At 61.4% G+C, this 21,040-nt stretch carries 20 protein-coding genes and 1 pseudogene; 12 read left to right on the top strand and 9 right to left on the bottom strand.

The features are described from left to right. Window positions 1-3 precede the first annotated feature (3 nt). Together aroQ and HU764_RS15400 are read left to right on the top strand one after the other, a co-directional pair. On the top strand, window positions 4-441 hold the full coding sequence (aroQ, locus tag HU764_RS15405; RefSeq protein WP_186680690.1) for a type II 3-dehydroquinate dehydratase: 438 nt from the start codon (window positions 4-6) through the stop codon (window positions 439-441). Between the two features lie 212 nt (window positions 442-653). Further along, a pseudogene (locus tag HU764_RS15400) lies at window positions 654-1,246 on the top strand (MFS transporter). Between the two features lie 189 nt (window positions 1,247-1,435). On the opposite strand, the gene HU764_RS15395 reads toward HU764_RS15400, so the two are convergent. The 3 genes from HU764_RS15395 to HU764_RS15385 form a co-directional block, all read right to left on the bottom strand. Beyond that, window positions 1,436-1,921 carry a P-loop nucleotide/nucleoside kinase family protein gene (locus tag HU764_RS15395; protein WP_186703423.1) on the bottom strand — a complete coding sequence of 162 codons (486 nt, stop codon included), beginning with the start codon at window positions 1,919-1,921 and terminating at the stop codon, window positions 1,436-1,438. A 98-nt stretch (window positions 1,922-2,019) separates the two neighbouring features. After that, window positions 2,020-2,511: a GNAT family N-acetyltransferase gene (locus HU764_RS15390; protein ID WP_186703422.1), complete on the bottom strand. Its 492-nt coding sequence runs from the start codon at window positions 2,509-2,511 to the stop codon at window positions 2,020-2,022. Window positions 2,512-2,586: 75 nt separating this feature from the next. Continuing rightward, window positions 2,587-2,979: a tautomerase family protein gene (locus tag HU764_RS15385; RefSeq protein WP_186703421.1), complete on the bottom strand. Its 393-nt coding sequence runs from the start codon at window positions 2,977-2,979 to the stop codon at window positions 2,587-2,589. Window positions 2,980-3,088: 109 nt separating this feature from the next. On the opposite strand from HU764_RS15385, the gene HU764_RS15380 reads away from it, so the two are divergent. Further along, window positions 3,089-3,970, top strand: coding sequence for a LysR family transcriptional regulator (locus HU764_RS15380; RefSeq protein WP_186703420.1), 882 nt, complete (start codon window positions 3,089-3,091; stop codon window positions 3,968-3,970). 100 nt (window positions 3,971-4,070) lie between these two features. On the opposite strand, the gene mtlD is transcribed toward HU764_RS15380, so the two are convergent. After that, entirely contained in the window at window positions 4,071-6,266 is a 2,196-nt protein-coding gene (mtlD, locus tag HU764_RS15375; RefSeq protein ID WP_186703419.1) for a bifunctional mannitol-1-phosphate dehydrogenase/phosphatase, read from the bottom strand. A gap of 84 nt (window positions 6,267-6,350) precedes the next feature. Further along, window positions 6,351-6,554 (bottom strand): hypothetical protein, encoded by a 204-nt coding sequence (locus HU764_RS15370; RefSeq protein ID WP_217835009.1) that lies wholly within the window; start codon window positions 6,552-6,554, stop codon window positions 6,351-6,353. A 217-nt stretch (window positions 6,555-6,771) separates the two neighbouring features. Between HU764_RS15370 and HU764_RS15365 the strand changes: the two genes are divergently transcribed. Continuing rightward, complete coding sequence (locus HU764_RS15365) at window positions 6,772-8,397, top strand: methyl-accepting chemotaxis protein (RefSeq protein WP_186682477.1); 1,626 nt, start codon at window positions 6,772-6,774, stop codon at window positions 8,395-8,397. A gap of 56 nt (window positions 8,398-8,453) precedes the next feature. On the opposite strand, the gene HU764_RS15360 is transcribed toward HU764_RS15365, so the two are convergent. After that, window positions 8,454-8,909, bottom strand: a complete 456-nt coding sequence (locus tag HU764_RS15360; RefSeq protein WP_186682475.1) for a type II 3-dehydroquinate dehydratase — start codon at window positions 8,907-8,909, stop codon at window positions 8,454-8,456. A gap of 15 nt (window positions 8,910-8,924) precedes the next feature. After that, window positions 8,925-10,280, bottom strand: a complete 1,356-nt coding sequence (locus tag HU764_RS15355; RefSeq protein WP_027596322.1) for an MFS transporter — start codon at window positions 10,278-10,280, stop codon at window positions 8,925-8,927. A gap of 367 nt (window positions 10,281-10,647) precedes the next feature. On the opposite strand from HU764_RS15355, the gene HU764_RS15350 reads away from it, so the two are divergent. Beyond that, window positions 10,648-11,583, top strand: a complete 936-nt coding sequence (locus HU764_RS15350) for a LysR family transcriptional regulator (protein WP_186682473.1) — start codon at window positions 10,648-10,650, stop codon at window positions 11,581-11,583. Here the strand turns inward: HU764_RS15350 and HU764_RS15345 are convergent. After that, the gene (locus tag HU764_RS15345; RefSeq protein WP_186703418.1) at window positions 11,565-12,434 is read right to left on the bottom strand and encodes an AraC family transcriptional regulator; all 870 of its coding nucleotides are present in this window, start codon (window positions 12,432-12,434) and stop codon (window positions 11,565-11,567) included. The genes HU764_RS15350 and HU764_RS15345 overlap by 19 nt on opposite strands. Before the next feature lie 253 nt (window positions 12,435-12,687). Between HU764_RS15345 and HU764_RS15340 the strand changes: the two genes are divergently transcribed. The 3 genes from HU764_RS15340 to HU764_RS15330 all read left to right on the top strand — a co-directional run bounded on the left by HU764_RS15340 (window position 12,688) and on the right by HU764_RS15330 (window position 15,574). Further along, complete coding sequence (locus tag HU764_RS15340) at window positions 12,688-14,382, top strand: alpha/beta fold hydrolase (protein WP_186703417.1); 1,695 nt, start codon at window positions 12,688-12,690, stop codon at window positions 14,380-14,382. A gap of 111 nt (window positions 14,383-14,493) precedes the next feature. Next, entirely contained in the window at window positions 14,494-15,036 is a 543-nt protein-coding gene (locus HU764_RS15335) for a P-loop NTPase family protein (RefSeq protein ID WP_186703481.1), read from the top strand. A gap of 331 nt (window positions 15,037-15,367) precedes the next feature. Next, window positions 15,368-15,574: a hypothetical protein gene (locus HU764_RS15330; RefSeq protein WP_186703416.1), complete on the top strand. Its 207-nt coding sequence runs from the start codon at window positions 15,368-15,370 to the stop codon at window positions 15,572-15,574. A gap of 10 nt (window positions 15,575-15,584) precedes the next feature. Here the strand turns inward: HU764_RS15330 and HU764_RS15325 are convergent, their stop codons facing one another. After that, a complete protein-coding gene (locus tag HU764_RS15325; protein WP_186703415.1) occupies window positions 15,585-16,499 on the bottom strand; it encodes a LysR substrate-binding domain-containing protein in 915 nt (304 codons plus the stop codon). Window positions 16,500-16,797: 298 nt separating this feature from the next. On the opposite strand from HU764_RS15325, the gene speB reads away from it, so the two are divergent. From speB to HU764_RS15305, 4 genes are all read left to right on the top strand, one after another. After that, a complete protein-coding gene (gene speB / locus HU764_RS15320) occupies window positions 16,798-17,769 on the top strand; it encodes an agmatinase (RefSeq protein WP_027596333.1) in 972 nt (323 codons plus the stop codon). Window positions 17,770-17,784: 15 nt separating this feature from the next. Further along, window positions 17,785-19,293 carry an aldehyde dehydrogenase family protein gene (locus HU764_RS15315; RefSeq protein WP_186703414.1) on the top strand — a complete coding sequence of 503 codons (1,509 nt, stop codon included), beginning with the start codon at window positions 17,785-17,787 and terminating at the stop codon, window positions 19,291-19,293. Between the two features lie 97 nt (window positions 19,294-19,390). After that, the gene (locus HU764_RS15310; protein ID WP_027596335.1) at window positions 19,391-19,570 is read left to right on the top strand and encodes a hypothetical protein; all 180 of its coding nucleotides are present in this window, start codon (window positions 19,391-19,393) and stop codon (window positions 19,568-19,570) included. Further along, a complete protein-coding gene (locus HU764_RS15305) occupies window positions 19,567-21,036 on the top strand; it encodes a cytosine permease (RefSeq protein ID WP_099454485.1) in 1,470 nt (489 codons plus the stop codon). The genes HU764_RS15310 and HU764_RS15305 overlap by 4 nt, the downstream gene beginning before the upstream one ends. Window positions 21,037-21,040: the final 4 nt, after the last annotated feature.

The following is a 21,040-nucleotide window of genomic DNA, read 5'->3' as shown; positions in this document are numbered from 1 at the left end:
GCAATGGTCGCCAATGTCCTGATGCTGCACGGTATTAACCACAACATGTTCGGCAAGCGAGACCCTCGCCAATACGGCACGGCAACGCTCAGCGATATCGACCAGGCCTTGCAATCGCTGGGCGAAGAACTGGGAGCTCGGGTCGAGAGCTTCCAAACCAACTTCGAAGGCTCCATGTGCGAGCGCATTCACCAAGCCTATGAAGATAGGGTGGATGCCGTGCTGATCAATGCTGGCGCATGGACGCACTACAGCTACGGTATTCGTGACGCATTGGCCATCGTCGAAGTGCCGGTGGTTGAAGTGCATATGTCGAATATCCATGCCAGGGAGCCGTTTCGTCATCACTCGGTGTTTGCCGAAGTCGTGCGCGGGCAGATCTGCGGGTTTGGTGTCGAGACTTACCTGCTGGCGCTGCGTGCGGCGATGAAGATGATCTGAAGGCTCGTCTCTGCCCTTTCGGGGTTAGCTGACCTCCGCGAATCAGGCGGCTCAAAGCGTGATATTACTTTGCCTGGATTCGCGGGGCTGCCCGCGCGCTCATTGAAGACCCTCCACTGTCAGAAGGACTTGTAACCTTGGCCAATCCTCCAGTCACCCATACCACCCGCCAAGCCATCTGGATTGCCTTGCTAGTCGCCGTCACCTTCTTCATGGAAAACCTCGACGCCACCGTCATCGCAACCGCGCTACCGCAGATGGCCCGTGACTTCGCCGAGAACCCGGTCAGCTTGAACATCGGCATCAGTGCCTACCTGCTGGTGCTGGCAATTTTCGCCGGCAACCTAGCGATGAAACCGTTCACCACCGGGCTTCTGCGCCGCCACGGCTTTCGTCGTGTGCTGCTGGTCAATGGCTTGATCGGCGTCGGTTGCATCCTCGCGTGTTTGCTCCTGCAGCAGGGTATGCCGTGGTACTGGATGGTGCTGGTGCTGTTCATCGGCGGCCTGTCTCGTTCGATGCAGTTCACCACCTACAACGCTGTCGGTTTTGCGGAGGTTCCAAAGGCACAGATGGGCGAGGCGTCGACGCTGTTCAGCATGTTCTTCCAACTGGCAATGGCACTCGGGGTTGCGATTGCGGCTCTGCTGCTGAGAGTGTCGATGTTAATGCGGGGGGCGAAAGCGAGCTGACGGTAGATGACTTTCACTGGGCGCTTGTTGGAATCGCCCTGATTGCTTGCGTCGCTTTGGTCGATGCTGTCCGCCTGACTGGTAATGCTGGTGAGCAGGTATTGCGTACATAGCTGCGTCGGGGTCATAACCACATCATGACCCCGAGGTCACAGGCATTGGAATGGCACTCCTTTGAGCCATTAACGGCCCTGACGAATGGCCGCTTTGGGTAGATAGCAGCTGTTCGCGACTGGCTGCTATCGACCCATAGAGGCCATCCGATGTGGGCCGCTAGCGGCCCAAGTCCGCATTAGAGATCGTCATTGTCGGTGAATTTTAATCTGAAGCCCTTCATCCTCATGTGGCGCTCGAAAGTAGCTAGTGATCAGATCGAACTCCGCGTCAGTCGCCGCAAACTCATGCTCACCACGGTGGTTGCGAAGATGCAACCTTTCTCGACAGGTGTCATCGTCCACCTCGATGTAGTGGACGCAATGTGAAACCTCGGCTGCGTCAGCCAGGTTGCGCAGCCATAGTCGATCTTGAGGAGTATTTGCAGGTAAATCCAAAACGACAGTCACTCCAGCCCGAAGAAGATCGATGACGAGCGGGCCCAGCACCTGCCGAATCTGGTGCGCAAGACGCACATAGTCGTTTACTGACTTGATATGTTCAGGGTATAGCCGTGAGAGCCAATGATCCTCACTCAGCAGAACCGTCGATACTTCAACTGCCAAGCTTTTGGCTAGCGTTGACTTACCGGATGCAATTTTTCCTGAGATGAGATGCAGCACTGGTTTGGGCATAGAGACTCTCCTTGTCGAACCCCGATGATGTTCATTGAAAAGCACCGAAGCAATCACCGAGCATTCACACGTCCGCTCTCGTTCGAAAGAGGTCACTATCAGATGATGGATTTGGCCATTTCCGACGTTCCAGTCCAACCGCTCTGCTCATAGACCGGTTTACCCGTCTGGGTGGCATGCAGGACAGCGAAAGTGATTCCTCGGCGAGCGAACTCGGCGTCAGCAGCTTGCATTAATGCCGAAGCTAAACCTCGGCGGCGATAGGCCGGCTCGACGAACACATTCAACACATACCCACGCTTATCCAGGGTTGGGTGCGATGGATGGGGAGGCCAATCAATACTCATCAAGCCAATGGTTGCGACCGGTTGATCACCATCCAGGAGTTTGAATCCGTAATACCTGCCGTCACCGAGCCGCTCCTCCAACCAGGGGCGAAAGTGCTGAGTCATGATCTGTAGTTCTTCAGGATTTCCACCCGCCTCAAGAAACATTTCCTGGCGATGTGAGCAGATCATTTCTATGTCAAAGGGCCCAACACGCCGGCACTCCAGACCGCAAATTTCTACACATCCTTGTAGTTCGATCATCGTTTATCCAACGTCCGTAGCAGCGATTCATAATGAGGCAGCCTATGGCATCACGAGGCGTATTTGCAATCACCATCATGGATGGTGAAGCGTGTACTCCTGGCTCAAACCGCCGTATCCGTAAGCGCTGGCTCGGCAGTCGATCACATGGATGTTGGAGTGCGGATGTACATTTCCTATTTCGTGTGCCAGTAGTTCGAACGCATCGTGTTGGAAGCGTGCCTTCTGCGCCTTGGTATTGGTTTCATCGGTGATGGTGACTTCCAGGCGGAACGAGTTACGGCCTTGTTCTGCTAGTGATCGACTATCGATGAACCAATGCTCATGGGGCAGAAACTGCAACATCACCATGGTCTGCTCCGGTCGCTTATCCAGTACTTCACAGGTGAGGGCGGTAAGTTTGGGGACGATACTGCGGATCAGCTCACTGTCCGGCTCGCCAGAAATCTTGAGTGTAATACCAGGCATGATTGACTCCTCTGCTGGAAATGGGTGGCCCGCGCAGACTAGGAGGTTGCGATGATGATGAAAAGCCGGAAGATATGCATCTATCTATCAGTAAAACCGCAGGATGAATATGCGTCCCTTCGATCTTGATCTCTTGCGTTCCTTCACTGTCGTCGTGGAGCTTGGCAGCCTATCGCAGGCCGCACCGCACCTGTGCCGCTCGCAATCGGCGTTAAGCGAGCAATTGCGCAAGCTCGAAGCGTTCGCCGGAGTTACGCTGCTGGAACGAGGCAAAACGGGCGTTTGGCCCACACCGGCAGGCAAGCGATTACTGGTACATGCCCGGGAGCTGCTGGCCTTGAGTGATCGCGCGCTTGAAGACGTACGCGGAGTGACATTTGCGGGCGAGTTGAGACTGGCAATCACCGACTACTTTCTGCCTGGCTCGATTACCGAGCTGTTGAAACAACTACGCCTTAGTTATCCGCGTCTCAGAGTGCATGTCTCGGTGCAGAAGAGCATGGAAATAGAGAGCCGGTCTGATCCGTTTGACTTCGACATAGGCCTCTCGATGCGCATACTAGACGGCCGTAGCCTGCCCGAGGGTATCCCGTTACGTCGAGAAGCGTTGCATTGGCTATCGGCTCCTGGGTTTGAAGCGCCGAACGAAGGAGAGAGTTCGTTGCCACTGCTGGTACTGCCCCAGGGATGCGGCCTTCAGCGCCTGGCCCGAGAGATGCTGGACGCACACAAGGTGCCTTATGTCATTGCGCATTCCGCGTCCGGCGTAGCAGGGCTGCAATCAGCGCTGATGGCAGGACTGGGAGTCGCTTGCCTGAATGCTTCGGCCGTGCCGCCGGGAGCAGAGGTTTTCAGGCCGGTCCTTCCTCTGCCAGTATTGCCCGAAGTTGAGTTCAGCCTTTTACCTGAGCGTGCTGGGGAACCTGAGCTGGTTGGTGCTGTGCGGGAAATGCTTGCCAGCAAATTTCGCGGTTGGGATACAAGTCTCTGAAGTGAATAGGTCGCGTTTCAACTCAGTGTTGAGGCAGTCAGCCGTTCACCTCGACATTTGCGGCGCCTGTGAGCTCGAGCGCCGCCCCTACCAATGCGCTTCAAACAACCGGTAGCCTATGCTTGGCCGACGCCCTCCCACACTCGGACGACCCCCGCGCCAACGCAGCGGGCAGTGCCCAGTCAGCTCTGTCCTGCTCCAGCAACAGCCGGAAGTTGGCCGAAATGCTTTCGACCAGCTCGGCATCCCTGACCGGGTCCAGCCCCGGATAAGGCTTGCCCTGATACTCCCCGTCATGGGTGAGCACCGCTTCGACACGATCGCCGCTGGCCGTGTACAGCGCCTTGATCAACTGGGCCTCGCGATCTTTGCTGGCGTTGCCGTGCAGCGCATAGTGAATGGCCAGCGCCGCCCCAAACGCCAGCGCAGGGGTCTGAATGCCATGCTTGCGGGCGAGGTCGATGCTGCTGAGGATGCGCTCGTTACGCTGCAATTTACGCAGGGGGTCGCGCCCAACCCGCACGCAAGGGTCCTTGAACGAGGTTTTGCACCGTTCGATAAACGCATTGGCAAAGCTGCTGACAACCTCCGACATCTGCGGGTATTCGGCCATCAACGCTGGCGCCACTTCCTGATGAATCAGGCGCTGCGCCAGCGCACTGACGCGGGCGTCCCCCATGCCCTGGCCGACCCAGGTGTGCCCCAGCAGGCTCGCATACCAGGCGATGATCGCGTGCGGCCCGTTCCACAAGCGGTTCTTGATGATCTGGATCTGGGTAATATCCGCGACCGTTTTTACCTGGCGCAGCCGCTCCAGCAAATCACTGCCACGCTCTACGTACAGCGGCATGTCGGGCTCGCTGTTGAACAGGATCAGGTGCAACTGGCTCATGGCACTGCTGGATTGTGCAAAGGGCCTGAAGTGCCCGATAAGCCGCTCGTATTCCGGGGCTGGCGTGGCGGGTTTGCGGGTGACCGCTGGCTCATCCTCCAGGCTGTTCTTGAAGATCTGCGACTTGATGCGTAACTGCCGAACCAGCGCGTCATTGCTGATCTTGGAAACGATGCGGCTGACCACCGTTTCGGCGAAATGGGTCTTTTCCAGCACCTGCTTGCACACCCGTGGCGTGCACAGCAGCGCCAACTGTGCCTGCACCTGGCGCCGGACGAACGCCGCACCGCCGATCTTGTTCAACACGATCAGTACGGTCAGCTCGCGCCCCCTGCGTTCGAAGCGCCGCAGCAAACCCTTGGCAATGACCTTGGCCTGATGCGGGATGGCCTGCTCGGGCAGGCTCATGCCGACGACTTCGGCGGCGTTGTACATCTCGATTACCGCCTCTTCGTCGTCCATGTCGATCATGCGCACATTGTCGATGGTCTGGTCGAACGCGGTGGCGCCGTAGCGCACGCTGTAGCGGCCGAACGCAGCGACCGATTCGCGGAGCATGCGCGAACGGGTCGCGGCAATGATTTCGCAGGGGCGCGTGTAGCCGTCCCAATGGGACAGCACTTGGGTCAGGTAGCCGCCACCGATGGCGCCGAAGCCGTGGATGCCGACGCGGAACTGGTTCAGTGAGGCAGGGAACGCCTCGTCGAGCGCCGGCATGCCCAAGTCGGGCACGCACTCGCTCAAGTCGGCGAGGAAGGCGTGCATGCCACGGTAGGCCATGAGCGCGCCGGCCTTGACCTCGGGCGCGGGCGGCTTGATGTCCTCGATCAGGATTGCCTGCCCCCCGGCGCGGATCGCTGAGAGCAAGCCGTTTTCCGAGTCCTCGACCATGAAGCACTGGCTGGGTTGGCAATTGAGCGCGCGGGCGGCGTGCAGGAAGATTTCTGGGTGGGGTTTGCCTTGGCTGACTTCATCACCGCAAACGGTGATGTCGAAGTACTTGAGCACGTTGGCGTTGATCAGGTACTCCTCGGCGATGGCGCGGCGGCTGGACGTGGCGACCGCCAGGGTCAGGCCAGACTTGCGCAGGCGCTCCAGCACCTCGAGCAGGCCGGCTTTGATCGGCACGCCATGGTTGCGCACGTACGCCAGTTCGAGCTCATCGGCGCGCTGGCGGATCTGCGCATACGGGAAGTCATCGCCGTTGTGAGCCTTGGCGAGGGCCTCGGCCTTTTTCGCGCTCAGGCCCAGCGAGCCGATCAGCGTTTGCTCGCTCAAGGCGGTGCCGAAGATTTCCAGCGAAGCTTGCTTCAGCGTCCTGAAACGCAGGCGCTCGGTGTCGAACATCGTGCCATCCATGTCGAAGATGGCGCTGTGAATTTTCTTGCCCTGAAACATGATCATTGGGTGTTGCCCCTTTTTTTGCGTGAAACATCCCGCCTTCAGCCACTGAATGGCGAGGCCGGTGCGATGACGGCGCGTGGGCGGTCAGGTAGGGGGCATGCGATCGACAGGGGGGCGCTCGGGGTTGACCCAGAGGTAGGGCGGGACGGCGCGGGGTGTGCAGAGGAGGGTGGCAAGCTTCGCGGCCAGGCGGGCGCCTGGTTTGACGTTGACGTCACGCCCACTGGCTGCTGCTTGGCTTGCAGGCAATGGGCGCACGTAGCGATGGATACGTGTGATTCCAAGCATAAGGTGCTTATCTTCCTGTTCTGATGACTGACGTTCCTTTTTTACCCTTGCACGTATGCGCCGCCACATGCAAGGCGCCAGTAACAATCGTGCGGTTACCGCACACAAGCGCCTCAGCGCCACTCAAGCCCGCAGCGGGCACTCCGATACCTGCTCACCCGCCATCGAAATCCCGATGAGAAGGGGTGCCAACAGGACCATGAGGAGTACTGCCCGTATGTTTGCCGACCTGAAGATCCGCACCGGAATGTTCTGGGTGCTGTCGCTGTTCAGCCTGACCTTGCTGTTCTCCACCGTAAGTGCCTGGCGCGCGGCGGTGGGCAGCGATGAGCAGATCAGCGAACTGGACCAGACCGCGCACCAGTCGGACCGGTTGAACAATGCGTTGCTCATGGCGATCCGCGCCAGCGCTAACGTGTCTTCGGGTTTCATCGAGCAACTGGGCGGCCACGACGAGAGTGCGAACAAGCGCATGGCGCTGTCGGTCGAATTGAACGACAAGAGCCAGAAACTGGTCGATGAGTTCGTCGACAACGCTCGCGAGCCGGCGCTGCATGCGGCGGCCAAGGAACTGCAGGCCACCTTCGCCGACTACGCCAAGGCGGTGGCGGGGCAGCGTGAGGCCGTGCGGCAGCGCTCGCTGGAGCAGTACTTCCAGGTCAACACCGATGCCGGCAATGCCATGGGCCGCCTGCAGGCGCTGCGTCAGCAACTGGTTGCCACCTTGAGCGAGCGCAGCCAGCAGATCATGCTCGAGTCCGACCGCCGTCTGGAGCGCGCACAACTGCTGAGCCTGGGGCTGCTGGGCGTGACGTTGCTGCTGGCGGCGCTGTGCTGGGCCTTCATCGCGCAGCGTGTGTTGCACCCATTGCGTGAAGCTGGCCAGCACTTTCAGCGCATCGCCGGCGGCGACCTGAGCGTGCCAGTGGTGGTGCAGCGGCGTAACGAAATCGGCCAGCTGTTCTACGAACTGGAGCGCATGCAGCAGAGCCAGCGCGAAACCCTCGGCAAGCTCAGCAGCTGCACACAACAGCTGGCTGACGCGGCGACGGCGCTGAACACCGTTACCGAGGAAAGCGCCAATAACCTGCGCCAGCAGGGCCAGGAGCTGGAGCAGGCTGCCACTGCCGTCACCGAAATGACCACGGCGGTCGAGGAGGTCGCACGTAATGCTGTCTCCACGTCCGAGACCACGCAGGCATCGAATCAGCTGGCCGAAAAAAGCCGCCGGCAAGTCAACGAGAACATCGACGGTACCGAGGCCATGACCCATGAGATCCAGGCCAGCAGTGGGCACCTGGAGCAGCTGGTGGGGCAGGTGCGGGACATCGGCAAGGTGCTGGAAGTGATCCGTTCGGTGTCCGAGCAGACTAACCTGCTGGCGCTCAACGCCGCCATCGAGGCCGCCCGCGCCGGTGAGGCCGGGCGTGGTTTTGCGGTGGTAGCGGACGAGGTGCGTACACTCGCCTATCGCACACAAGCATCGACCCAGGAAATCGAACAGATGATCGGGCGCGTGCAGCAAGGCACCGAAGCCGCGGTTGCATCAATGCAGGCCAGCACCAGCCGGGCCCAGTCGACCTTGGATGTCACCCTGGCGTCAGGGCAGGTGCTGGAAGGTATCTACAGCGCCATCGGCGAGATCAACGAGCGCAACCTGGTGATCGCCAGTGCGGCGGAGGAGCAGGCCCAGGTGGCGCGGGAAGTGGACCGGAACCTGCTGAACATTCGCGAGTTGTCGAACCAGTCGGCGACCGGGGCGCAGCAAACCCGTGCGGCGAGCCAGGCGCTGTCGGGCCTGGTGGGGGAAATGACAGCGCTGGTAGGGCGGTTCAGGGTGTAAGCGCGACGTGCCGAAGTTGCCGAAGGGCCACCCAGTCAGCGTCCGGTGAAGGGCGGTTAATTATTGGCTGCCCGACGCCGCAGTAAAGCATCAATAGCTCGGATTGCGAGGGGATACCCGTCAGCGCCCATGCCGCAGATCACTGTATTGACCACGCCAGACATGATCGAGTGGCGGTGCAGTTCGTCCCGTGCATGAATGTTCGACAGGTGCAGTTCGACCAGCGGTGTGTCGAGTAATTTCAGCGCATCCAGTACTGGAATCGAGTGAAACGAAAGGCCAGCCGGGTTGATGATTACTGCAGCGCCCTGCTCGAAGGCTTCCTGAATCCAGTCGACCATGACGCCTTCGTGGTTGGTTTGGCGAAAGTCGCATATCAGGTCAAGTTCCAGCGCCAGGCTTTCACTGCGTTGGCGGATTTGCTCAAGCGTGGTGTGGCCGTAGATGTGCGGTTCACGGCGACCCAGCAGGTTCAAGTTAGGGCCGTTAAGGATGAAAACGGTGCGATTCATGATTGTCCTGCTGCGTTATTTGGAAAGAAGGGTGGTAGCGCGGGCTTCGACGGTGTCGTCTTCGGCGACAGCGTTCAGGTCGATGCCGCGGGTTTCCCGGCCGGTGATGATCATCGCCAGCGAGATCAGGTTGATCACCGCGCACAATGTCACCAGCGGCCATGGCGAGTTGTTCGACTGGCTCATCAGCCACACGGCGATCATCGGCATTGGGCCACCGATTACCAGATTGGCGCCTGTGTAGGCCAGTGCCGAGCCCGAGTAGCGGACCTGGGTAGGAAACGCTTCGGCGAAGGCCACAGGTTGGATGCCGCTTTGGAACTGGGTGAAGCCCAGGAACAGCCCCATGATTGCCATGATGGCGGGCACGTTCAGGGTGTTGAGGATTGGGAAATAGACGAACAAAATCAGCAACGTCATGCACGAGCCCAATGCCAGTGCCTTTTTACGCCCCCAACGATCGGACAGATAACCACCGGCAAGCGCACCGAAAATCGCGCACAGGTTAGCCACCATCAGTGACATGAAGCCCGTCGATTGGCTAAAGCCGAGGTGCTTGGTCAGGTAGCTGAGGGAGAAAATCACGATCAAGTAGAACAGCGCAGCGGGTGAGCAGAAGAACAGCATCAGTCGCAGGATGGTTTTGTAATGGCTGCTCACGGCTGATGTGAGTGGGCTCTTTTCCTGTTTGAGCGGGGCCTTCTTCAAGGCCACGAAGGCCGGGGTTTCATCGACTTTCAGGCGAATGAATATCGCGACGATTACCAGGACGAAGCTCATCAGGAACGGGATTCGCCAGCCGAAGCTTTCGAATTGCTCGCTTGAAAGCGTTGCTGCCAGGCCCATCAATACGCCGTTGGCCAAAATCTGGCTAAGGGGCGAGCACAGGCCGAGCATGCCGGAATAGCGCCCGCGACGATCGGGGGAGGCGTGCTCCAGCGCCATCAGTTGCGCGCCAGTGGACTCGCCACCCAGTGCGAAGCCTTGAATGATCCGCAGCAGCACCAGCAAGATCGGCGCCCAAATACCCACCTGGCCGTAGGTGGGCAACAACCCCATCAGTACCGAAGCCAGGCCCATCATGGTTACGGTGGCCAGCATCAAGTTGCGGCGGCCGAGTTTGTCACCGAGGTAGCCACAGGTAATGGCGCCCAAGGGCCGCGCGGCCAGGCCGACACCGAACGTTGCCAGCGAAGCGAGCAGGCCTGCGGTGGGTTCCATCGCAGGGAAAAACAACTTGGGCAGAATGGTCGCGGACATCGCGCCATACAACGTGAAGTCGAACCATTCCAGGGCTGTGCCAATGGTCGCGGCGGTCACCGCTTTGCGAGGCATGCGCGAATCATGAGGCGCGTCACTGATTGTGCTCATAAGGGGCTCGTCATTGTTTTTATGGTGTCGGAATACCCATACGATTCCGCTCGGGCTATGCAGTGGAAAGGAATCGTCGAAGTGAATAGACGTTAGCGCATCCTGCTTGCAGAATAATTATCGAAATCACGATAAATAGATAAGCCAGCCTTATGGTTTAATGCCAGTCAGTTAAGCGTCATCGGCTGTAATTGGGGCTGCTGTGCAGCCCATCGCAGCGGTTCGGCGCCCCGACAAGCCAGCTCCTACAGGTGAGCGAAATTCACAAGAAATACGCTATTCCTGTAGGAGCTGGCTTGCCTGCGAAGGGCCGCGCAGCGGCCCCCTTGGCCCTAACTGACTGGCATTAGCCTTATGGGTAGCGATTATGGAACTGCGTCACCTGAGAGCGTTTGTGGTCGCCGCTGACCTGCAGCATTTCAGCCGGGCGGCAGAGCAACTGGGCATTGCACAACCGGCACTGAGCCAATTGATGCGAACGCTTGAGTCTGAGCTGGGGCTGACACTGTTCCGGCGGGAGAACCGCGGCGTGGCGTTGACCGCTGCCGGCGAGGCGTTCCTGCCTCACGCGCGGCAGTCCATCGAGGCCAGCGAACGGGCAATGGCCGCGGCCCGGCGTGCCAAGCGGGGGGAGGTGGGCGAAATCAACATCGGTTACCACTCGGCATTGTTCGAAGCCAATTTGCCGCAATTGCTCCGGCATTACTTCAGCACGTTCCCCGAGGTCAAGGTGTCGCTGGTCGACGCCGGGATTCGCGCGCAGTTCGACATGTTGCTCGACCACAAACTCGACCTGGCCTTCGCCCGGGTATTCAAGGACCACCTGCCGGACCGTCTGCGCACCCACCCATTCAGCCAGTCCAGGCTCGTCCTGCTCATCCCGGACAACCATGAATTGGCCGACCGCTTCAGCGGGGACCTGTCGACCCTGCGCCACGAAAAGTTCGTGTTTCTCCAGGACAGCACCGGCATCGGCCTGACCTCCCACACCCTCCAGGCGTGCCGGCAGCATCAGTTGCACCCGCAGAACATCATGTATGTGCCGTCGCTGATGAGTATTCCCGGGCTGGTGGCCGCCGGCATCGGCCTGAGCATCGTGCCGGAAACCATGACCCGGCTGACCATGCCGGGCATCCGCATCGTGCCGCTTGCTCAAGCGGAAATGGTCAGTGAACTTTCGCTGATTTCACGGATTGACGAGCGTTCTCGTGCAGTGCTGCACTTTATCGAAGAGGCTCATGGGTGGGGGCTCGGTGGCCTGGCACCGGGCGGGCATGGCACGGCCTACTTCAGCGGGACGTAGATATCCGTTTGCCATTGCTCCAAGGGCGTTTCCGGGTACGCGCTCAGGTAATGGAAGAACAGCGGATGGTCGCGCAGCTCTTCGTTGCTCGACGGCAACCAGTCACGATAAAGCGGGTAGATGGTTTCGCCAATGTAGTCAGGCGAACCGCTATGCCGAATCACTGCACAGCGCCCCGCCGGGATAACCCGTTCGTGCACGCCGAAATCGTTGGGCTGCACAGCCTCGTCTATCTCGCCGCAAACGGCGAAGCGGAAGGCGTGCGCTGGGGTGGTGTCGGGGTTGTCGTAGGGGATGCCGAAGGTGCGGCAGCTGGCCACTGGCGATTGGCCGCTGTGCATCCGCCATTGGCGAAAACGCGCGACGCTTTCGCCGACCAGGGCGGGCGCACCTCGGTGCTCGAGCGCGGCTACCCGGGTTTCGGTGAAATCCACGATACGGATCTGCATGGTGATACTCCTGGAACGATGAGGAACAACGAATACCGCACTCCAGGCCTGCCAGTTCGGGGCCTTGGCGAACACGCTCGGCGTCATGCCGAAGGCACGCTTGAAGGCTCTGGAAAAGGCTTCGGGGCTTTCGAAACCAGCGCCGAATGCCGCTTCCAGCACCGACGTTGCGGGCGAGGCGACCAGTTGGTGCGCCGCGCGTCGAAGCCGCATCAGTTGCACATAGCGTGAAACCGGAACACCCATGAACGCCGTGAACTGCCGATGGAAGTGAAACGCCGAGAAGTTGGCGATGCGACTCAGTGCATTCACCGACAGGTCATCTTCGAGATGGTTGTCGATGTAGGCAAGCACGGCTTCGAACCGTTTTGCGTAGGTAGGGCTGTGCTGTGAGTCAGTCAACGAACGGAGCCTCTGGAAGGTGCGGTGAGCGCTAGCATCCTGTGTCCAGGCATCGAGGTGCCTAGCCGTGATTGCTCTTTCGGGGAGTCGTGTTGACCATAGCGTGGATGGCACCGAGTTTGCCGGTGCTTTCTGTCAGATCGCTCCCCCGTCATGAAGTGAAAAACCGCTGTCGTGCGATGAGAAGTGGCCGCAGCCACGGCTGCCTTAGAGTCGGAGCACCACACAACCGTGCCCGGAATCAAGAGCCGCCATGAGCAGATCCACGCAAACGAACGAGACCGTCACCCCCAGCCAGCCCCTGGCAGGCAACCCCCTGGTCAGCATGCGCTTAGCCGACCTGGCCAGTTCAGCCGGCTACCTGCTCAAGGCCGTGGGCACCTCGCCGCTCAAGGCGGGTGCCCATGTGGGGGGCTACCTGAAGGCGCTGCGCGGCATCGTCGCAGGCAACACCAGCATCGCGCCAGACCCGAAGGACAAGCGCTTCGCCGACCCGGCCTGGCAATCCAACGCCTTCCTACGCGCACTGTTGCAGAGTTACCTGGCTGGCCAGGCAGAGCTGACCCGCTTCATCGAGGCCACCGACCTGGCCCCGCTGGAAAAAAGCCGCGCCCGCTTTGTCGCAGCACAGCTGGCCGATGCCTTGGCACCGAGCAACTCCCCGCTGACCAATCCCGCGGCGCTGCGCAAATTGGTGGACACAGGCGGCATGAGCATGGCCAGGGGCATCCGCCACTTCGGCCAGGACATGCTGAATAACCGCGGCCTCCCGAGGCAGGTCGACAGTACGCCATTCACGGTGGGTGAAAACATCGCCACGGCCAAGGGCGAGGTGGTGTTTCGCTGCGAAATGTTCGAGCTGCTGCAGTTCGCGCCCACCACCGAAAAGGTCTTTGCCCGGCCCTTGGTCATGTCGCCGCCGCAGATCAACAAGTACTACGCCATCGACCTGTCGCCGGAAAAAAGCCTGGTCAAGTGGATACAGGACAGCGGCGTAAGCCTGTTCGTCATCAGTTGGCGCAACCCCACCCGCGAGCACTGCGACTGGGGCTTGTCCGATTACGCGCTGTGCCTCGATCAGGCGGTGGACGTCGCGCGTCGAATTACCCGTAGCCCGGATGTGAACATGTGGGGCTCCTGCTCGGGCGGCATCACCCTGGCAGCCTACCTGGGCTGGCTGGCGGCCCGTGGCGAGGGCCACAAAGTGGCCAATACCACCTGGGCCGTGTGCGTGCTCGACACGGCGTCGGCGCTTGACGACACCACCTTGGGGCTGTTCACCACGCCGTCCGCCCTGCGCGCGGCCAAGGCCAGCTCCCGGCGCAAGGGTGTGCTCAGTGGCCAGGACATGGGCCGCATGTTCGCCTGGATGCGCCCGAACGATCTGATCTGGAACTACTGGGTCAACAACTACCTGCTGGGCAACCCACCGCCGGCATTTGACATTCTCGCCTGGAACGACGACACCACGCGGCTCCCCGCTCAGCTGCACGCGGACTACCTCGACCTCATCCAGCAAAATCCCTACAGCAACCCCGGCACCCTGGAGATTGCTGGCGAGTTGATCGACATGACCCAGGTAACGGTGGGCGCCTATGTGGTGGGCGGCACTACCGACCACATCACCCCCTGGCAAGGCTGCTACGGCACCGCCCGGCTGTTTGGCGAGGACACGACCTACGTGCTGTCCAATGCCGGCCACTTGCAAAGCCTGGTAAACCCACCCGGCAACCCCAAGTCGTTCTACTACGCGGCGCCCGCCGCCGCCGAGGCGCCGGAAACCTGGCTGCAGAACGCCGGGGAGCGCCAGCAAGGCAGTTGGTGGCCGCATTGGCGCGAATGGATTGGGCAGCGTTCCGGCGAAAGCCTGGCGCCGCCGAAGAAGCTGGGCTCGCGCAAGTACCGGCCGCTTTGCCCTGCGCCGGGTACTTATGTCATGGAGCGTTGAGCCTGCCATTTCTTCCTGACGCTGACCCGATGCCAGCCGTCGGCTTCAGCGTCTTGCGCAAGTCGGGTGTATAGTGCTGCCCGTTTTCGGCGTGCATTCATGGAGGAACAATTGCGAATCTACATTACGGGTGCTTCATGTGCCGGTGTGACCACCTTGGGTCAAAACCTCGCGACCGTGCTTGGCGCGCGGCATGTCGATGTCGACGATGCTTACTGGATGCCCACCGACCCACCTTTCACGACCAAGCGGCCTGTCCCTGACCGCGTGAAAGTGATCCAGCAGCAGCTCGGTGACCAAGATTGGGTACTGACCGGTTCCTGCATGGTGTGGGGCGATGCCTTGCTTACGCACGTCGACCTGATCGTGTTCGTCGTCACCCCCACGCCCATTCGCCTTGAGCGGCTGGCCGCGCGTGAAAAAGAGCGCTATGGCGATCGGATTGCACCGGGTGGTGACATGCACGGAATCCACACGGCCTTCCGCGAATGGGCCTCGCAGTATGACGACCCTAACTTCTCGGGGCGCAACCGAGCGTGGCACGAGGCGTGGTTGGCAGAGCAAACGTCTGCAGTGTTGCGGGTTGACGGTATTAACAGTACGCAGGAGATGGTTGCCGAGGTGATGCAAAAGTTGTCGCAAACAGCTCACTGACGCCATGCTGTTTGGAAGGTGAACGCTTCTGGCCCAACTCCTAATATCTGACGCAATTCCCTGTGGGAGCGGGCTTGCCCCGCGAACACGGGCGAAGCCCGTGCCATCCAACGCGGCGCCCACTTCGCGGGCATTCATCGACTGGATCGAGGGGCAGCTGGCTGCAGAAGCAAATTGAACCAGGCTCCGAAATCAGCTGCCGTGAAACCTGAGCCTTTCGCTTGCTGGAAGTCGACACCGAGCCTGCAACCCTGCTGCGTGATGCCTTGGTCCACCGCGAATTGCGCAGAGCTGCAGGTGGAACTCCCCCAAGCGTGGTGGAGGGCCGCAAGTGGCCTACCTGTTGCAGCGCCTGGACGCCGAGCCCGTCTTGCAGGCCGGCTGGCTAAAGGAGATCAGCGGGTGGTGCGATCGCCAGTATCGGATTATCGACCCGGCCACCTCGCCAATCGCACGGGCCGTGCTGGTGGCAAGGCTTCATGGCCTGGTGACGACTGGGCTTGTTCGCGCGCAGCAGGTTGCCCGGGTTATTGCCTGAGCCTGCGGGCTCAAACGCCCCCAGCCTGGTGCATGCAGGTGTTCAAGTCCTCAAGGAACGCCCGCAAGATCGGCGGTGGTGTCACCCCGCGCCGGGTGATCACGTCGAAGGGCGAGGTGAGGTCCAGGGTGTTCGCGCCCAGCCGGCGCATTTCGCCGGTTTTCACCCACTGCTCGGCGAAGTGCACCGGCAGAAACCCGATATAGGCACCGGAAATGATCAGGATCGCGGCCGCCTCGATGTTCTCCACGGTCGCGGCGGCCTTGGTGATGCCCAGTTGCTCCAGGTCGTATTGCTGCATATAGCCGCGCACCACGATATGGCACTGGCGAACCTCTTCAAGCAACCGGCCGTTCGCCGCCTTGCTGGCGTACAACGGATGGCGGCGGCCGCAGTACAGCCCCAGGGCTTCGTCGTACAGCGGCAGGTACGAAAGCCCCGGCACGCGCAGCGGAAAATGGCCGATGGCCAGATGCAGCCGGCTGTCCAGCACACGCTCTTCCAGCTCGGCCGGGGTGCCGATGTAGATGTGCAGGTGGGCATCGTGCCCACGTGAAACAAAGCGCTGGGTGGTGCGCGGCAGAGGCGAGGCGGTGTCGGTCAGGGTGGAGTCGATGATGCCCAGGTTGAGTTTGCCGCTGATGTGCTGCTTGAGCACGTCGGCATCCATGCAAAAGCTTTCCACCGCGCTGAGCAGGCGCAAGGTGGCTTCGTGGATGGCCACGCCCTGTTCGGTCAGGCGAAAGCCACTGCGCCCGCGCTGGCACAGCTTGACCCCAAGGCGGGTTTCCAGGTGCGTCATCTGTTCGCTGATGGTCGATTGGCCGGCGTTGAGGGCGGCCTGCGCCGCAGAAAAGCCACCGCACCTGACGATGGTGGTGAATACCCTGAGGAGCTTCAGATCGACGTCGTGGAGCTGGATCACTGGGGCCTCCTGGCGGTGCGTCACATCGCGCTGGCTGATATGAGCGTCCGGCCATTGTTTTTTTTCAAGCTAACCACGCCCCTGTGATCACTGCAATGCCCGGCACCTGCAAATGACTGCCGGTGCACACCCGGCATTTCGCCTGGCCGCTGGCAGCGGGCGATTACTTCGGGTTGGCCGATGTATGCATCTGCACTTGCGCATTTTTCCCGCGTTGGCCTGCCGCCATAGTGGCTGCAACGGCGGTCGAGCAGTCGCCCCGTCTCCTGACCAGAACAATAAGTGGAGAAACCCGAACATGGCAAAGCACGGTTATGAATCCGGCCGCCTGAACCTGCCCTTCGTAGGGCATTGCACCTTCGCCAAGTCACCCATCTGCACCGACTGGAATGCCATCGACGCCGATGTGGCAATCCTCGGTGCGCCCAACGACATGGGGACCCAATGGCGCTCGGGCGCACGGTTCGGACCGCGCGGCATCCGCGAGGCATCGACCCTGTTCTCGTTCGGCCACGCCGGTGCCTACGACTTCGAAGATGACGCCACCTACCTGACCGATGACCAGCTGCGCATGGTCGATGTCGGCGACGCCGATATCGTGCACACCGACATGGCCACCAGCAATGCCAACATCGAGTCGGCCGTGCGCCAGATCCTCGCGGCGGGTGCCATGCCGATCGTACTGGGCGGCGACCACTCGATCCATGCGCCAGTCATCAAGGCCTTCGAAGGGCGTGGGCCGATCCACATCGTGCACTTCGATGCCCACCTCGACTTCGTCGACGAGCGCCATGGCGTGCGCTACGGCCATGGCAGCCCCTTGCGCCGCGCCTCGGAGCTGGACCACATCGTCGGCATGACCCAAATGGGCATCCGCAACGTGTCGTCCTCCAACCGGGACGACTACGATGCCGCACGCGAAGCCGGCTCGCAGATCCTCTCGGTACGCGACGTGCGTCGCCTGGGCTGCGAAGGTGTGCTGGCAAAGATCCCCGAAGGCCGCGACTACTACATCACCATCGACATCGATGGCTTCGACCCGTCCATCGCGCCAGGCACCGGTACCCCGAGCCATGGCGGATTCTTCTACTACGAAGTACTGGAGATCATCCAGGCGTTGGCCCGACGCAGCCAGGGGCGGATTGTCGGCATGGACCTGGTGGAAGTGGCCCCGGCCTACGACCCGGCAGGCGTGACTTCGATTCTGGCCGCGCAATTGCTGATGAACAGCATCGGCTTCATCTTCCACGCGCGTGCCAACGCCCGCTGATCCGGAGACCGTACCGTGGACAACAAGGTAAAAACCTACCTGCAGGCCTTCGGCGTTTCCGAGGCCACCCAGCGTTTTCTCTGCAAGCCCCAGCGCATGTTCATTGGCGGTGCCTGGCTCGAGGCCAGTGACGGTGCCAGCGCCGAGGTCATCGAACCGTCCACCGAGGGCGTGCTGACGCGCATCCCGATGGGCACGCAGGACGACCTCGACCGCGCGGTGCGTGCCGCCCGTGCGCAATTCGATGGCGGCCCCTGGAGCCAGCTCAAGCCCCTGGAACGTGAGCGCCTGATTCATCGCCTGGCCGACCTCATAGAAGACAATGCCGACGAGCTGGCACAGATCGAGTCGATCGACATGGGCAAGTCGGTCGCCCAGGCCCGCGCGGTGGACATCCAAGGTACCGTCGATACGCTGCGCTATTTCGCGGGCTGGGCCAGCAAGATTCATGGGCGCACGGTCGAGCCTTCGCTGCCGGGCAACTACCTGGCCTATACCCGCAAGGAAGCGGTCGGCGTGGTGGGGGCCATCGTGCCCTGGAACTTCCCGCTGCAAACCATGGCCTGGAAGCTCGGCGCGGCGCTGGCTACCGGCTGCACCGTGGTGGTCAAGCCGGCGGAGCTGACGTCGCTGTCGGCCCTGCGCTTTGCCGAGCTGGTGCAGGCGGCGGGCATCCCTGACGGTGTGCTGAACATCGTCACCGGTCGCGGCAGCGTGGTGGGCACGGCGATGTCCAGCCACTCAGGCATCGACAAGCTGAGCTTCACCGGCTCTACCCCGGTGGGCTGCTCGGTGGGCAAGGCGGCGATGGACCAGATGAAACGCCTGACCCTGGAACTGGGCGGCAAGTCGCCGGTGATCGTGTTCGCCGATGCCGACCTTGACGCGGCGGCCGAGGCGGTCGCCAATGGTGTGTTCTTCAACTCGGGGCAGGTGTGTGATGCCGGTACCCGTGCCTATGTCGAGCGCAGCGTCTACCCAGCCTTCCTCGAAGCGCTGGCCCGCTATACGGCCACGCTGAAGATTGCCCCGGGCCTGGACCCTGACTGCTTCATCAGCCCCATGGTGTCGCGCCAGCAACAGCAGCGGGTACTGGAATACATCGCCCTGGGCAAGGCCGAAGGGGCGCAGGTGTACTACGGTGGCGAGCCGGTCGAAGGCCCGGGCTTCTACGTGCAGCCGACCATCTTCGCCCACTGCAACAACGACATGCGCATCGTCCGCGAGGAGATCTTCGGCCCGGTGCTGGTGACCTTGCCCTTCGATACCCAGGAGCAGGCCCTGGCGCTGGCCAACGATTCGGAATACGGCTTGGCGGCGGCCATCTATTCCAACGACCTGGGCAAGGTCCACGGGCTGATCCCGCGCCTGCGCGCTGGCACCGTCTACGTCAACGCCCACAGCACGCTGGACCCCTCCATGCCGTTTGGCGGCTACAAACAATCGGGCTATGGCAAGGACATGGGCGCTGAACAACTGGAGTTTTTGCTGGAGACCAAGGCGGTCTGGATCACCTTGCCCTGAGGTACAGGGCTGGCCCGCGTCGCCTGGTTTGGCGAGCGACGCGGGGCCACATTAACGCATCGAATTTCAAGAACAAGAACCCGTCGAGGTGATGCCAATGAACAGCCAAGTGGATACCGAGCGTGCACAAGACCTGGAACGGCGCCTGCGCGCCTATGAAGAACTGGAGGGCAGGGCGCACTGGCCCGGCGCGCTGAGCGCGGCGGATGTTGTTGCCCTGGCCGTGCTGACCTTGGTCATGGTGGTGGGCGCGTATTGCCTGGGGGGCCAGCCATGAGCCGCTCCAGAGAGCAGGAATTTCGCCTGGCCGCCGAACGCGGCGATACACCCTTGCTGCCGGGCGAGCGGGTCTGGGGCTTCTGGGGTTATGCCTACGCCAACTCGGCGTTGGCGGTGGCCACCTGGGTGTTTTTGATCGGCGGTGCCACTGCGCTGTTCGTCGGGCCCTTGCAAGGCATTGCCGCGATCATCATCGGCAACATCATCGGCGTGGTGCTCGCGGCCTCGTCCACCTGCCTGCCGTGCGGCAAGTACGGCGTCGAGCAGTTCACTTTCCTGCGCAGCATGTTTGGCCTCAATGGCAGCCGGCTGGTCTATATCCTTTCGGTGGTGATCCTGACCATGGGGTGGCTGGCGGTGCTGGGGCTGATGTGCGGGCGTGCGCTGGACAACCTGGAAACCCTCGTGCAACACAGCCAGCCCGACAGCAACGACTGGCTGGTGACCGCTGGGGCCTTGCTGGCCATCGTGCTGGCGGCGCTGGTGGCCATGCGCGGGCCAGACATGATCCGCCGCCTCAGCGCGGTGATCGCACCCAGCTTGATTCTGATCATGCTGGCGCTGATGTACTTCATCTCCCGCCGCTACAGTTTCGGCGAACTGCTGGCCATGCCGCCCTTGCAGCCTCCGTTCGAAAACCCGCACGTCAACTTCATGATCGCGGTAGAAATCAACATCGCTGCGGGGTTCTCCTGGTGGCCCTACATCGGCAACCTGTCGCGCCTGTGCAGCAACCAGCGTACGGCGTTCTGGCCCAACCTGGTGGGCATCTTCGGCGCCGCGTCGCTGGGTGAGTCGGTCAGCCTGTTCGCCGCCACTACCCTGGGCAGCAGCGACCCCACCGCCTGGATGCGGCTGGCCGGCGGCATGACCTTCGGCGTGATCGCCCTGAGCTTCCTGGCGCTGGCCAACCTGACGGGCATGGTCAACATCCTCTACACAGCCGTCATCGGCCTGCGTCAGTTGGCCGGGGAGCGTTTGCGCAGCCTGGGCTGGGGGATGCTGATCGGGCTCTTCTGCATCATCCCGGTGGTCATCGTGGTGTGCCTCCCGGGTATCTACGACGGCTTCTTCATCTTCCTGGTGTGGACGTCGGCGCTGAACAGCGCGCTGGCCGGCATCGGCATCGCCGATTACTTCTTCCTGCGCAAGCAACGCCTGAACCTGCGGCATCTGTATGCCGAGCAAAGCGGCTCGCCGTTGCGCTTCTGCAAAGGCTTCAACCCCATCGCGCTGCTGGCGCTGGTGGCAGGGTTTGCCATCTACGTGGTGGTGTTCAACCCGCAGACCTTGGCCCATACCGATTTCTTCACCTTCGCCACCGCCTCGCTGCCGTCCTGCCTGCTGGCCGGGCTGGTGCATTACGGCCTGACCCGCCTGCTGGCCACACGCCTGGGCTGGGGCGGCTACCCCAAGGGCAATGAACGCAACATCGAGGCCGCAGGCCTTCGCGTACAGGACTAGAACA

The sequence above is a fragment of the Pseudomonas kermanshahensis genome (assembly GCF_014269205.2).
GTDB lineage: Bacteria > Pseudomonadota > Gammaproteobacteria > Pseudomonadales > Pseudomonadaceae > Aquipseudomonas > Aquipseudomonas kermanshahensis.
This window is presented reverse-complemented; position numbering and strand designations above follow the sequence as displayed.

What these genes read in the sequence shown, in the direction of transcription:
- aroQ (WP_186680690.1), top strand. Translation starts at nt 4, where the DNA reads ATGGTCGCCAATGTCCTGATGCTGCACGGTATTAACCACAACATGTTC.
- HU764_RS15395 (WP_186703423.1), bottom strand. Translation starts at nt 1,921, where the DNA reads ATGCCCAAACCAGTGCTGCATCTCATCTCAGGAAAAATTGCATCCGGT.
- HU764_RS15390 (WP_186703422.1), bottom strand. Translation starts at nt 2,511, where the DNA reads ATGATCGAACTACAAGGATGTGTAGAAATTTGCGGTCTGGAGTGCCGG.
- HU764_RS15385 (WP_186703421.1), bottom strand. Translation starts at nt 2,979, where the DNA reads ATGCCTGGTATTACACTCAAGATTTCTGGCGAGCCGGACAGTGAGCTG.
- HU764_RS15380 (WP_186703420.1), top strand. Translation starts at nt 3,089, where the DNA reads ATGCGTCCCTTCGATCTTGATCTCTTGCGTTCCTTCACTGTCGTCGTG.
- mtlD (WP_186703419.1), bottom strand. Translation starts at nt 6,266, where the DNA reads ATGATCATGTTTCAGGGCAAGAAAATTCACAGCGCCATCTTCGACATG.
- HU764_RS15370 (WP_217835009.1), bottom strand. Translation starts at nt 6,554, where the DNA reads ATGCTTGGAATCACACGTATCCATCGCTACGTGCGCCCATTGCCTGCA.
- HU764_RS15365 (WP_186682477.1), top strand. Translation starts at nt 6,772, where the DNA reads ATGTTTGCCGACCTGAAGATCCGCACCGGAATGTTCTGGGTGCTGTCG.
- HU764_RS15360 (WP_186682475.1), bottom strand. Translation starts at nt 8,909, where the DNA reads ATGAATCGCACCGTTTTCATCCTTAACGGCCCTAACTTGAACCTGCTG.
- HU764_RS15355 (WP_027596322.1), bottom strand. Translation starts at nt 10,280, where the DNA reads ATGAGCACAATCAGTGACGCGCCTCATGATTCGCGCATGCCTCGCAAA.
- HU764_RS15350 (WP_186682473.1), top strand. Translation starts at nt 10,648, where the DNA reads ATGGAACTGCGTCACCTGAGAGCGTTTGTGGTCGCCGCTGACCTGCAG.
- HU764_RS15340 (WP_186703417.1), top strand. Translation starts at nt 12,688, where the DNA reads ATGAGCAGATCCACGCAAACGAACGAGACCGTCACCCCCAGCCAGCCC.
- speB (WP_027596333.1), top strand. Translation starts at nt 16,798, where the DNA reads ATGGCAAAGCACGGTTATGAATCCGGCCGCCTGAACCTGCCCTTCGTA.
- HU764_RS15310 (WP_027596335.1), top strand. Translation starts at nt 19,391, where the DNA reads ATGAACAGCCAAGTGGATACCGAGCGTGCACAAGACCTGGAACGGCGC.
- HU764_RS15305 (WP_099454485.1), top strand. Translation starts at nt 19,567, where the DNA reads ATGAGCCGCTCCAGAGAGCAGGAATTTCGCCTGGCCGCCGAACGCGGC.